Annotated in this window: 10 protein-coding genes and 1 other RNA gene; 9 read left to right on the plus strand and 2 right to left on the minus strand. The window is 65.8% G+C overall.

Annotated elements, in window-relative coordinates:
- The first annotated feature begins 68 nt into the window (after positions 1-68).
- Positions 69-782, plus strand: a complete 714-nt coding sequence (locus tag BJ6T_RS13585) for an alpha/beta fold hydrolase (protein ID WP_028170652.1) — start codon at positions 69-71, stop codon at positions 780-782.
- A 189-nt stretch (positions 783-971) separates the two neighbouring features.
- Here BJ6T_RS13585 and rnpB read toward each other — a convergent pair.
- Positions 972-1,397, minus strand: an RNA gene (gene rnpB / locus BJ6T_RS42790) — RNase P RNA component class A.
- A 150-nt stretch (positions 1,398-1,547) separates the two neighbouring features.
- Here rnpB and BJ6T_RS13590 point away from each other — a divergent pair.
- A complete protein-coding gene (locus tag BJ6T_RS13590) occupies positions 1,548-1,901 on the plus strand; it encodes a YciI family protein (protein ID WP_014492947.1) in 354 nt (117 codons plus the stop codon).
- A 22-nt stretch (positions 1,902-1,923) separates the two neighbouring features.
- Positions 1,924-3,156 (plus strand): RNA polymerase sigma factor, encoded by a 1,233-nt coding sequence (locus BJ6T_RS13595; protein WP_014492948.1) that lies wholly within the window; start codon positions 1,924-1,926, stop codon positions 3,154-3,156.
- Positions 3,157-3,272: 116 nt separating this feature from the next.
- On the opposite strand, the gene BJ6T_RS13600 is transcribed toward BJ6T_RS13595, so the two are convergent.
- The gene (locus BJ6T_RS13600) at positions 3,273-4,136 is read right to left on the minus strand and encodes an N-acetylmuramoyl-L-alanine amidase (protein ID WP_014492949.1); all 864 of its coding nucleotides are present in this window, start codon (positions 4,134-4,136) and stop codon (positions 3,273-3,275) included.
- A gap of 430 nt (positions 4,137-4,566) precedes the next feature.
- On the opposite strand from BJ6T_RS13600, the gene rsmH reads away from it, so the two are divergent.
- From rsmH to mraY, 6 genes are all read left to right on the plus strand, one after another.
- Positions 4,567-5,556, plus strand: a complete 990-nt coding sequence (rsmH, locus tag BJ6T_RS13605) for a 16S rRNA (cytosine(1402)-N(4))-methyltransferase RsmH (RefSeq protein ID WP_028170653.1) — start codon at positions 4,567-4,569, stop codon at positions 5,554-5,556.
- A 3-nt stretch (positions 5,557-5,559) separates the two neighbouring features.
- Entirely contained in the window at positions 5,560-5,952 is a 393-nt protein-coding gene (gene ftsL, locus BJ6T_RS13610; protein WP_014492951.1) for a cell division protein FtsL, read from the plus strand.
- Positions 5,949-7,703, plus strand: coding sequence for a peptidoglycan D,D-transpeptidase FtsI family protein (locus tag BJ6T_RS13615; protein WP_014492952.1), 1,755 nt, complete (start codon positions 5,949-5,951; stop codon positions 7,701-7,703). The genes ftsL and BJ6T_RS13615 overlap by 4 nt, the downstream gene beginning before the upstream one ends.
- A gap of 84 nt (positions 7,704-7,787) precedes the next feature.
- The gene (locus BJ6T_RS13620) at positions 7,788-9,260 is read left to right on the plus strand and encodes a UDP-N-acetylmuramoyl-L-alanyl-D-glutamate--2,6-diaminopimelate ligase (RefSeq protein WP_014492953.1); all 1,473 of its coding nucleotides are present in this window, start codon (positions 7,788-7,790) and stop codon (positions 9,258-9,260) included.
- A complete protein-coding gene (locus BJ6T_RS13625) occupies positions 9,257-10,636 on the plus strand; it encodes a UDP-N-acetylmuramoyl-tripeptide--D-alanyl-D-alanine ligase (RefSeq protein ID WP_014492954.1) in 1,380 nt (459 codons plus the stop codon). The genes BJ6T_RS13620 and BJ6T_RS13625 overlap by 4 nt, the downstream gene beginning before the upstream one ends.
- A gap of 158 nt (positions 10,637-10,794) precedes the next feature.
- Entirely contained in the window at positions 10,795-11,898 is a 1,104-nt protein-coding gene (gene mraY / locus BJ6T_RS13630) for a phospho-N-acetylmuramoyl-pentapeptide-transferase (RefSeq protein WP_014492955.1), read from the plus strand.

Below are 11,898 nucleotides of genomic sequence, written 5' to 3' on the forward strand. Positions count from 1 at the left end.
CCGCAGCGTTTACATCGCGCGCGCGGCCGCTACACTCCATCGTAGAAACAAGAACGATGGAAACGCCGATGGCCGCACGCGCGAAGACTTTTCTGCTCTGTCATGGCGCATGGTCCGGCGGATGGGCCTGGAAGAAGATGCATCCGCTGATGGCGCAGGCCGGCCACCGGCTGGTGGGGCCGACCTACACCGGGCTCGGCGAGCGCGCGCACCTGGCCAGTCCCGCGATCGATCTCGAGACGCACATCAGGGACATCCTCAACGTCATCAAGTTCGAGGACCTCAACGATATCGTGCTGCTCGGCCACAGCTATGGCGGCATGGTCGCGACCGGTGTCGCCGATCGCGCGCGCGAGCGCGTCACGCAACTGATCTATCTCGACGCCTTCGTGCCGCGTGACGGCCAGTCGCTGTTCGATCTCAATGAGGGCGGGCGCGAGCCGATGCGCAAGGCGGCTGCCGCGGGCGACGGCTACCGTATCCCGCCGAATCCGCCGCCGCCGGATACGCCGCAGGTCGATCTCGACTGGCTCAATGCGCGCCGCATCAACATGCCGATCAAATGTTTCGAGACGAGGCTCAAGCTCGAACACGGCGAACCGGCGATGCCGCGCAGCTACATCTATTGCAAGCGCGTTCCGCCGGGCGATGTGTTCGGGCAGTTCGCGAAGCGCACGAAGAGCGAGGAGGGCTGGCGCTATTTCGAGCTCGATGCGAGTCATGCGCCGAACGTGACGGCGCCCGGGGCGTTGATGGCGGTGTTGGAGAAGATTGTGGCCTGACCCACAGCCGTCATTCCGGGGCTCGCGAAGCGAGAGCCCGGAATCCATCAGGCGGCAGAGTCGGTGGATGAATGGATCCCGGGTTCGCGACTTCGTCGCGCCCCGGAATGGCACCATTTGAATGGCTGCGCGCTGGTGCCTCAAAATGGTGAGGGGTCCGATGCGCTAGCATCGAACCCCTCGTTGCAAGATATCAGCCGGCCTGTAAGCCGGGTTCTGTAAGGCACCGTCCGCTTGCGCAAACGATACGTGACGGCCATTCCTCTGGGACCATGTTTGCACATGGCCTCGAGCAACCTACCCGGACGGCGGGCCTGACATCGCCCCGCGGCGTTATCGCTTGCGCGAACAGCCCGCTACGCCGTCCCTATTCGGTTTTGCTCCCGGTGGGGTTTACCATGCCGGCTCCGTTGCCGGAGCCGCGGTGCGCTCTTACCGCACCTTTTCACCCTTACCCCGCGAAGCCGAAGGCGAAGCGGGGCGGTTCGTTCTCTGTGGCACTTTCCCTGGGGTTGCCCCCGCCGGACGTTATCCGGCACCGTATGTCAAGGGAGCCCGGACTTTCCTCCCCGGCGGCCTTTCGGCACCTGCCGGAGCGGCCGTCCGGCCGACTGACCGGGTACGCATGGAGCATTTGTGACGGTTCCGTCAAGCCGAGATCGACGGGCAGGCATCGGCTGAAATAATTTATCCCGAAGATGTCGTTTGGAGCATGCCCCGTTCGACTGGATGCCGGCGATGCAGCCGAACAACAGGAGTTGAGCAATGCAGTATCTGCTGATGATCTACCAGAACGAAGTCGAATACGCGAAGAACGACGCTGCCACGGCCCAGAAGATGATGGCGGAATACCAGACTTTCACGCAAGGCATCGTCCAGAGCGGCAATTTCAAGGCCGGCGACCGGCTCCAGCCGACCACGACCGCGACGACGGTGCGTGTGCGCGACGGCAAGATGCTGGCGACCGATGGGCCGTTTGCGGAGACGCGCGAACAGCTTGGCGGCTACTATCTGGTCGAGGCCAAGGATCTCAATGCCGCGATCGAGATCGCGGCGCGCATTCCAAGCGCGCGCATCGGGTCGATCGAGGTGCGGCCGATCTGGGTCTACGACAAGTGACGGCCGGGCCGCGCATCGACGCATGAATCCAGGCGAGGTTGACAAGATCTTCCGTGATGAGGCGGGGCGGGCGCTGGCCACCCTGATCCGCCTCGTCGGCGATTTTGATCTCGCCGAGGATGCTCTCCAGGATGCCTTTGCGGTCGCGCTCGAGCACTGGTCGACGTGCGCGATACCGGACAATCCGCGCGCCTGGCTGGTCAACGTCGCCCGCAACAAGGCGATCGACCGGGTCCGCCGCCAGATCGCGTTCCGCGGCAAGCAGCAGGCGCTCGTGCACGAGCTCGAGCTGAACGCGCAAGCGCCGGACGAGCCGCCTGCGATGCTCGACGACGACATGCTGCGGCTGATCTTCACCTGCTGCCATCCCGCGTTCGCGCCCGAGGTCCAGGTCGCATTGACGCTGCGCACCGTCGGCGGGCTCTCGACCGCGCAGGTCGCGCGCGCCTTCCTGGTCAGCGAAGAGGCGATGGCGCAGCGCCTGGTCCGCGCCAAGCAGAAGATCAGGCTCGCCGGCATTCCCTATGAGGTGCCCGAGCGCGACACGATGGCGCCGCGGCTCGATGGCGTGCTCGCGGTGATCTATCTGGTCTTCACCGAAGGCTATGTCGCAACCGAGGGTGCGGATTTGATGCGGCCCGATCTCGCCGCCGAGGCCATCCGGCTCGGCCGTTTGCTCGACCGGCTGATGCCTGATCGCAGCAGCATCAAGGGGCTCCTGGCCTTGATGCTGCTTCATGATGCGCGCCGCGCCGGGCGCGAGACGCCGGCCGGCGACATCGTGTTGCTGGAAGAGCAGGACCGCACGCTCTGGGATCGCGCGCAGATCGAGGCCGGCCTGCGGCTGGTGGACGATGCGCTGCGTGTGCCCGGCCCGCCGCAAGCTTATGCGGTGCAGGCCGCGATCGCCGCGCTGCATGCGCGTGCGCCGAGTTTTGAGCAGACCGATTGGCCGCAGATCGCCGGACTCTATGAGGTGCTGCTGCGCATCAGTCCGTCTCCGGTGATCGAGCTCAACCACGCCGCGGCAGTGTCGATGGTCGACGGTCCGGGGCGTGCGCTCGATCTCGTCGACGCGACCGCCGCGCGCGGCGGGCTTCGTGGCTATGAACTGTTGCCGGCGGTGCGTGCCGATCTGCTACGAAGATTGGGGCGTAAGGACGAGGCGCGCGAGGCGTATCGCGCGGCGACGGAGGCGACGCAGCTGGAGCCGTTGCGGCGGCTCTATGCGCGACGGATGCGGGAGATGGAGTAGCTGCCACATACTCCGTCATTGCGAGGAGCGAAGCGACGAAGCAATCCAGACTGTTTCCGCGGAGACAGTCTGGATTGCTTCGCTGCGCTCGCAATGACGGAGTGTGGCTTGCACCGTTACTTCGCCGCGACGGCCGTCGCATCGGCCGGCAGGCTCGCGAGCAACGCCTGCAATGTCGACAGCGTCGAGTGATCCGCGACACCATCGAGCCGCGCCGGGCGGAAATGGCGCTGGAAGGCGGTGACGACTTCCATCGTCGCGGCGTCGTATTTGCCGGTCAGCGGCACGCCGTAGCCGTATCGGGCGAGCGCCTGCTGCAGGCTCAGCACCTCGTCGCTGATGGTGCCGAGCATCAGGCTCTCGCCGCGCACGACCGGCGCGGGCGTCACCCAGTGGCCAACGCCGGAATTGGCCAGCGAATGCCACGGAAATTTCTCGCCGGGATCCTTCTTGCGCGCGGGCGCGACGTCGGAATGGCCGAGCACCCGGTGCGCGGCCACCTTGCGGCGAAGCATGATGCCGCGGCACAGCGTGATCACGGCGGCGATCTGGCGCAGCGGATATTCCGGATAGCCCCAGTCATGGCCGCGATTGATGATCTCGATGCCGATCGAGCAGGAGTTGATGTCGTCCTCGCCGGCCCAGGACGAGACGCCCGCGTGCCAGGCGCGCTTGGCCTCGGGCACGCATTGCACGATGCGGCCGTCCTCCAGCACGACGTAATGCGCCGACACTTCGGTGCCCGCCGTGCACAGTCGCGCCAGCGCGCCCTCGACGTCGGGCATGCCGGTGTAGTGCAGCACGATCATATCCGGCTGCCGTCCCTTGTTGCGGTCGCCATGGTTGGGCGAAGGGATGATGTCGGAGACGATCGAGGAATCCGGCTCGAACGTCCGCGTGTTCGCCGCGGCCTTGGGAACCGGGAGAACGCGTTGACGCTTCGAATCAGATCCAGACGGCGTGGAAGGACCGGACGGCATAGACAGCTCAAGCAGGACAAAGAGTGGGCCAAGCCCTTCTCTTTACTATTCCTTTACCCTCCGCCGCACGCAATCGCGCGGCGCGGTTAATGGATGCATTTTGGCGCATGTGTGTGGATGGAGCATCACCGACGCGTCACCTTTTTGACTTGTAACGAGCCGATCAACGCTTTCTTAACGCTAAGGGCCGTTACTGAGGATTGAAGAGCCGACCCGCGTCCGGAGGCGGCCAAAGCGTATTTTGGCTCGAAATCCCATGGCTGCCCGACAAATTCCACTGGGAACTCTGGGTTTGCGGCCCGGGATGACCGGGCCCGGTAACCATGCTGGACGAGGGTTGGGTCGTGGAACCGCCGCGACGCGGAATTATTCGAGGCGTTATGGACTCGCTCGTCCCAGATCTCGCATGGACGCTCTGCGGGTGTGGCGCATGAGTTCGGTTCCGCACATCCCCGTTCTCGGCCGCGAGGCGGTCGATCATCTCGCGCCGCGCGCGGGTGGGATCTATATCGACGCTACCTTCGGCGCCGGCGGCTACAGCCGCGCCATTCTCGACGTGCCGGGAACCCGCCTAATTGCGATCGATCGCGACCGCACGGCGATCGCCGGCGGGGCCGAGCTCGTCGAACGCTCCGCGGGCCGGCTGACGCTGGTCGAGGACCGCTTCTCCAATCTCGCCGAGGTCTGTGCGGCGCAAGGCGTCGATGCCGTCGACGGCGTCGTGATGGATGTCGGGGTCTCCTCGATGCAGCTCGACCAGGCCGGTCGCGGCTTCTCCTTCCGTCTCGATGGTCCGCTCGACATGCGGATGGGGCAGGCGGGGCCGACGGCGGCCGACATCGTCGCGCGCGCCTCGGAGAGCGATCTCGCCGACATCATCTATCTCTTTGGCGAGGAGCGGCAGTCGCGCCGCATCGCCCGCGCCATCGTTGCCGACCGGCAGGAGACGCCGTTCACGACAACGCGCGCGCTCGCCGATCTCGTCGGCCGGGTCGTGCGCTCGAAACCCGGCGATATTCATCCGGCGACGCGAACGTTCCAGGCCCTGCGCATCTTCGTCAATGAAGAGCTCGAGGAGCTCCAGACCGCGCTCGCTGCGGCCGAGCGCGTGCTCAGGCCGGACGGCCGCCTCGTGGTGGTCTCGTTCCATTCGCTGGAAGACCGCATCGTCAAGAATTTCCTTAGCCTGCGTTCGAAGACCGGCGGTGGCTCGCGGCATCTGCCGGAAGTGGCGCAAGTCCCGCCGAGCTTCCAGCTGCTGACGCGCCGGCCGGTGATCGCTGGCGAAGCGGAAGTCGCGCATAACCCGCGCGCGCGTTCCGCAAAACTGCGTGCCGCCGAGCGCACTTCAGCGCCCGCGCACGACGACGGCGAGACCTCGTCCTGGCCAAAACTCGCCGACGTGATGAGGGGTGGCTAGCGCATGCGCTTCATCCACCTTCTCGTCATCGGCGCGCTGATCTTCGCGGCGGCCTATGTCTACCGGATCAAGATGGACTCCACGGCGCGCACCGAAAAGGTGCTGCGGCTCCATGCGGAGATCCGCGAGCAGCGCGATGCGATCGCGGCGCTGCGCTCCGAATGGGCCAAGCTCGATGCGCCCTTGCGTCTGCAGGGCCTGTCCGACCGGCATCTGCCGCTCAAGCCGGTCAATGGCACGCAATATGACTCGCTGAAGAACCTGCCGGAGCGTCCGCCGCGGATGTTCAGGCCGGGCGAGCCGGATCCGATCGGGGCCATGCTCAACACCATCGAAGCCGCGAGCGATCCGGATACCGTGACGGGCTCCGTGCCTCAGCCCGAGGACAAGCAATGAGCGCTGTGACCCCGGCCAAGCCAACTCAAAAGCCGACCGAGCCCTGGCGGCAGCGGCTCATCCGCAGCCTGCTCTACGGGCGCAATGTTGACCGCGCCGCGAAGGCGCGCGCGCGCGTTGGCCTCGCGATGCTCGCCTTTACGTCGGTCTACGTCCTGATCGGCGGCCGGCTCGTGATGTTCGCGATCGGTGCCGACGCCCACAGCGCCCGCCGTGCTGCCGCGCAAGAGGTGGTCGCGACCGCGCGGCCCGACATCGTCGACCGCAACGGCGCGATCCTCGCGACCGATGTCAAGGCCGCGAGCCTGTTCGGCGAGCCGCGCCGCATCATCGACAAGGACGAGGCGATCGAGCTTCTCACCGCCACCGTGCCCGACCTCGACGAGGCCGAGGTGCGTGAGCGCCTGTCGGGGCGAAAAGGTTTCGTCTGGCTCAAGCGCGAGGTCACGGCGAAGCAGCAGCAGGACATCCACAAGCTCGGCATTCCCGGCATCGGCTTCCTTCGTGAGAACAAGCGCGTCTATCCGACCGGCAACGAGGTCGCCCACCTCATCGGTCTCGTCAACATCGACAACCAGGGCATCGCGGGCATGGAGAAGTGGCTCGACAATCAAGGGCTCGCTGATCTCCACCGCGCCGGCTTTGCCACCGACCGGCTGCAGAAGCCGATCGAGCTCTCGATCGATCTGCGCGTCGAGCACGCGCTGCGCGACGAATTGCTCAAGGCCAAGGAGAAGTTCCACGCCAAGGCGGCGTCCGGCATCGTCTCGAACGTGAAGACCGGCGAGCTCGTGGCGATGGTCTCGCTTCCGGATTTCGATCCCAACAATCCGAAGGAAGCGCACGATCCCGATCGCATCAATCGCCTGACCACAGGCGTCTACGAGATGGGCTCGACCTTCAAGGCGTTCACGCTGGCGATGGCGCTCGATTCCGGAAAGATCAATCTGAACACGCCGTGGGATGCACGCGGAAACCTGCACTACGGCAAGTTCACCATCCACGACAGTCACCCGCTCGGACGTTTCATCAACACCAAGGAAGTGTTCACCTACTCGTCCAACATCGGCGCTGCGCGGATCGCGCTCGGCCAGGGCGTGGAGGCGCACAAGGCGTTCCTCGCCAAGATGGGCCAGCTTACGCGGCTGCGCACCGAGCTGCCGGAGAGCGCGGCTCCGCTGGTGCCGCGCCGCTGGGGCGAGCTGAACACGGTCACCATCGCGTTCGGCCAGGGCATGTCGGTGGCGCCGCTGCAGGCGGTGATGGGCATCAACGCGCTGGTGAACGGCGGCTATTTGATTCCGCCGACCTTCATGAAGCGCAGCGAGTCCGAAGCGGCGGCGCTGGCCAAGCGCGTCATCAAGACGGAGACCAGCGACAAGATGCGGTTCCTGATGCGGCTCAATGCCGAAATCGGAACCGCCAAGACCGCCGACGTCAAGGGCTACTATGTCGGCGGCAAGACCGGCACGTCCGAGAAGGTCATCAACGGCCGCTATGCCAAGAAGCGCGTGCTCAACTCGTTCACCGCGATCATGCCCTGCGACGACCCGAAGTATCAGATCCTGATCATGCTGGACGAGCCGCAGGCGATTCCCGAAACGAAGGGTTTCATCACCTCGGGCTGGAACGCGGTACCGACCGGCGGCAAGGTGATCGAGCGGATCGCGCCGCTTCTGGGCGTCGAGCCACGGTTTGACCTGCCGCCGTCCGACCGCCTTATTCTTGCAGCATCCAGGACAACCCAGTAATCAACGGGGGAGGCCGTCGCCGCTGCTGAGTCGGGGCTTTTCCGAAGATTCGGCTTTCCGGCACGGCATGTCGACTGGAAGACCATGAAGCTGCGCGACCTCCTAGGTCAGGACGTTCCAGGCAATGATGCCGCAATCGAGCCCGCTGTCGCAGCGCTCGATGTGACCGGCGTTGCGCTCGACAGCCGTGTGGTCAAGTCAGGCGACCTCTTCTTCGCGCTCGCGGGCAGCAAGACCGACGGCGCGCGCTTCATCGATGCCGCGATTGCAGCCGGCGCGGTGGCGATCGTCGGCGACCATGCGCCTGATGGCAGCAAGGTGCCGTTCGTTACCGTGGCCAATCCGCGCCGCGCGCTGGCGCTGGCCGCGGCCAAATTCTTCCCCGCACAGCCCGCGACCATCGCGGCGGTGACCGGCACCAGCGGCAAAACCTCGGTCGCCGCGTTCACGCGCCAGATCTGGGAGCGGCTGGGCCATGCCTCCGCCAGCATCGGCACCATCGGTCTCGTCTCGCCCAAGCGCACCGTCTACGGTTCGCTGACGACGCCGGATCCGATCGCGCTGCACCGGCAGCTCGATGAGATCGCGCGCGAAGGCGTGACGCATCTCGCCTTCGAGGCGTCCTCGCATGGGCTCGACCAGTACCGCCTCGACGGCGTCCGTGTCTCCGCCGGCGGCTTCACCAATCTCTCGCGCGACCACATGGATTACCATCCCACCGTCGCGCATTATCTCGCGGCAAAACTCCGCCTGTTCCGCGAGCTGGTCCCGGCGGATGGCGCGGCGGTGATCTCCGCCGATCATGATTGCTCGGCGGAGGCAATCGATGCTGCCAGGTCGCACGGCCTGCGCGCGATGGCGGTTGGCCGCAACGGCGACGGGGCAGGCGAGGGCATTCGTCTTGCTGCGGCCGAGGTCGAAGGTTTTTCGCAAGTGCTTGCCGTCGAGCATCGCGGCAAGCGCCATGCGATCCGGTTGCCGCTGGTCGGCGAATTCCAGATCGAGAACGCGCTGGTGTCGGCCGGACTTGCCATCGGCACCGGCAGCGATGCGGCCAATGTGTTCGCGAGCCTCGAGCATCTCGAAGGTGCCAAGGGACGTCTCGAACGTGTCGGCGAGCGCAATGGCGCGCCGATCTTCGTGGACTATGCGCACAAGCCCGATGCGCTGGCGAAGGCATTGCAGGCGCTGCGTCCCTACGCGAAGCGAAGGCTGGTCGTCGTGTTCGGCGCCGGCGGCGATCGCGATGCCGGCAAGCGCCCGATCATGGGTGAGATCGCGGCCGAGAACGCCGACCGTGTCATCATCACCGACGACAATCCGCGCAGCGAGAGGCCGGAAGCCATTCGCGCCGAAATCCTCGCGACTGCAAAAGGTGCCCGCGAAATCGGCGACCGCGCCGCGGCGATCCGCACCGCGATCGAGGAGTTGGAAGACGGCGATGCGCTGCTCGTTGCCGGCAAGGGCCACGAGACCGGGCAGATCGTCGGCAGCGAGGTGCTGCCCTTCAGTGATCACGAGGCGGTCGCCGCCGCATTAGCGTCGAGGGATGCATGAGCGCGCCAATATGGACGGTTGCCGACGTGGCGCGTGCGCTGGGCGCTGCGGGATCATTTCCGGACACGCCGATCGACTTCGTCACCCAGGACAGCCGCCTGGTGAAGCCGGGCAGCCTGTTCGTCGCGCTCAGCGGCACGCCGAGCGGCGGCTTCATCTCGGCCTTCGCCAGCGCGCGTGACGGCTGGGAGTTCGCCGACAAGGCGGAAGCATCGGGCGCGGTCGCGATGATCGTGCCGCACGAGATCGCCGGCATCCGCATTCCCCAGATCGTCGTCAAGGACACGCTGATCGACGGTCTCTGGGGCCTCGCACGCGCCGCACGCGCCCGTTTCAACGGACCGGTGATCGGGCTCACCGGCAGCGCCGGCAAGACCAGCACCAAGGAATTCCTCGCGGCCTACCCCGGCGCCTATGCCAGCCCGTCGAGCTTCAATAATTTCTGGGGCGTGCCGCTGACGCTGTGCAACGCGAGGCCCGACGCCAGCCTCTGGGTCGTCGAGATGGGCATGAACCAGCGAGGTGAGATCGCGCGGCTCAGCGAGCTCACGCGGCCGACCGTTGCGCTCGTCGTCAACGTTCAGCCGGTGCATCTGGAAAAGCTCGGCTCGCTCGAAGCCATCAGGCGCGAGAAGGTGTCGATCGCGCTCGGCCTGCCCGAGGATGGCGTGCTGGTGCTGCCTGCCGGGATCAAGGCGCCGGACTGGAAGGGCAAGGTGGTACGGTTCGGCGAGAAAGCCGAGGTGCACGAGGTCGCGCACGCGCCGCATGGCGAGAGCTGGCAGGTCGTGGCCACGCTCGGCAAGAAGGAGATCGCCTTCAGCCTGACGCCGGGCGCACCGCACCGCGTGCAGAATGCGCTTGCGGCGCTCGCTTCGGTCCGCGCCGCGAACCTCGATGCGGCGACGCTCGCGATCAAGCTCGACCGGGTCGGCATCATGACCGGCCGCGGCGTCGAGCAGGCGATCAGCGGCGTCACCGTGATCGACGACAGTTTCAACGGCAATCCGGCCAGCGTGGCTGCCGCACTGCAAAGCCTCCAGGCGCGCAACGTGACCGGCGGCCGTCGCATTGCGGTGCTCGGAGACATGCTGGAACTGGGCGATGACGCACCAAGCTACCACACGGCCCTCGCCAAGCATCTCGACGGCATCGACGGCGTCTACTGCGTCGGCCCCTTGATGCGCCATCTCTACGACGTGTTGCCTGCGGGCAAGGGCCTGGGCTGGCACGACGACCCCGCCACGCTGAAGCCGGGCGAGGTCGCAAATCTGCTGAGGGCAGGCGATGTCGTGGTTGTCAAGGGCAGCAAGAAGATGTTCTGGGTCAACAAGTTTGTGCCGGGCCTAGTGGCCGCCTTGCAGGCAAAGGCGTAAACTGCTTGGAAGGCGCAGTTCCCGAATCCCACCCTTTGCGGCGCGAAGCCGTCCGTTTTCCCAGGTCGCCCGACCCATGAAGAAGACCCGCGAATGCGCGTGAGGCAAATCAAGGCCAACACCAGGGCCGCGTGCAAAGGCGCCATAGGACCGTCTGAATGTTTTACTGGCTGATCGAGCTCTCCAACACATTTCCCGGCTTCGGTGCCGTTCGCACCTTCCTGAACGTCTTCCGCTACATCACCTTCCGCACCGGCGGCGCCGTCGTCACCGGCGCGCTGTTCGTGTTCCTGTTCGGGCCCTGGATCATCGACCATCTGCGCATCCGTCAGGGCAAGGGCCAGCCGATCCGGACCGACGGCCCGCAATCGCATCTCGCCAAGAAAGGCACGCCCACCATGGGCGGGCTGATGATCCTGTCCGGCCTCACGGTCGGCACCGTGTTGTGGGCCAATCCGCTCAATCCCTATGTCTGGATCGTGCTGGCGGTGACGCTCGGCTTCGGCTTCGTCGGCTTCTATGACGATTACCTCAAGGTGACCAAGCAGACCACGACGGGCTTCGGCAGCAAGCTGCGCCTGCTGATCGAGGCCGCCATCGCGCTGGTCGCCTGCTATGCGCTGGTGCGGTTGAACCGCGATCCGGCGTCGACCGCGCTGACGATTCCCTTCCTCAAGGACACCGTGCTGCATTTCGGCTGGTTCTTCGTCGTGTTCGGCGCCTTTGTCATCGTCGGTGCCGGTAATGCGGTGAACCTCACCGACGGTCTCGACGGTCTTGCCATCGTTCCCGTGATGATCGCGACCGCGAGCTTTGCGATGATCGCCTATCTCGCCGGCAACGCGGTGTTCGCCGACTATCTCCAGATCAAATATGTCGCCGGCACCGGCGAGCTCGCGGTGCTCTGCGGCGCGCTGCTGGGCGCCGGTCTCGGGTTCCTCTGGTTCAACGCGCCGCCGGCCTCGATCTTCATGGGCGACACCGGCTCGCTCGCGCTCGGCGGCATGCTCGGCGCAATCGCGGTCGCGGTGAAGCACGAGATCGTGCTCGCGGTGATCGGCGGCCTGTTCGTGCTGGAGGCGGTCTCGGTCATCGTGCAGGTGGTGTCCTTCAAGCTCACGGGAAAACGCATCTTCCGGATGGCGCCGATCCATCACCATTTCGAGCAGCTCGGCTGGACCGAGCCGCAGATCGTGATCCGCTTCTGGATCATCTCGGTGATGCTGGCACTTGCCGGCCTGTCGACGCTGAAGCTGCGGTGA

The sequence above is a fragment of the Bradyrhizobium japonicum USDA 6 genome (assembly GCF_000284375.1).
GTDB classification, from domain to species: domain Bacteria; phylum Pseudomonadota; class Alphaproteobacteria; order Rhizobiales; family Xanthobacteraceae; genus Bradyrhizobium; species Bradyrhizobium japonicum.

Excerpts from the sequence above, each read along its gene's own strand:
- mraY (WP_014492955.1), top strand. The coding sequence starts at position 10,795 with ATGTTTTACTGGCTGATCGAGCTCTCCAACACATTTCCCGGCTTCGGT.
- ftsL (WP_014492951.1), top strand. The coding sequence starts at position 5,560 with ATGCGCTTCATCCACCTTCTCGTCATCGGCGCGCTGATCTTCGCGGCG.
- BJ6T_RS13620 (WP_014492953.1), top strand. The coding sequence starts at position 7,788 with ATGAAGCTGCGCGACCTCCTAGGTCAGGACGTTCCAGGCAATGATGCC.
- BJ6T_RS13625 (WP_014492954.1), top strand. The coding sequence starts at position 9,257 with ATGAGCGCGCCAATATGGACGGTTGCCGACGTGGCGCGTGCGCTGGGC.
- rsmH (WP_028170653.1), top strand. The coding sequence starts at position 4,567 with ATGAGTTCGGTTCCGCACATCCCCGTTCTCGGCCGCGAGGCGGTCGAT.
- BJ6T_RS13590 (WP_014492947.1), top strand. The coding sequence starts at position 1,548 with ATGCAGTATCTGCTGATGATCTACCAGAACGAAGTCGAATACGCGAAG.
- BJ6T_RS13595 (WP_014492948.1), top strand. The coding sequence starts at position 1,924 with ATGAATCCAGGCGAGGTTGACAAGATCTTCCGTGATGAGGCGGGGCGG.
- BJ6T_RS13615 (WP_014492952.1), top strand. The coding sequence starts at position 5,949 with ATGAGCGCTGTGACCCCGGCCAAGCCAACTCAAAAGCCGACCGAGCCC.
- BJ6T_RS13585 (WP_028170652.1), top strand. The coding sequence starts at position 69 with ATGGCCGCACGCGCGAAGACTTTTCTGCTCTGTCATGGCGCATGGTCC.
- BJ6T_RS13600 (WP_014492949.1), bottom strand. The coding sequence starts at position 4,136 with ATGCCGTCCGGTCCTTCCACGCCGTCTGGATCTGATTCGAAGCGTCAA.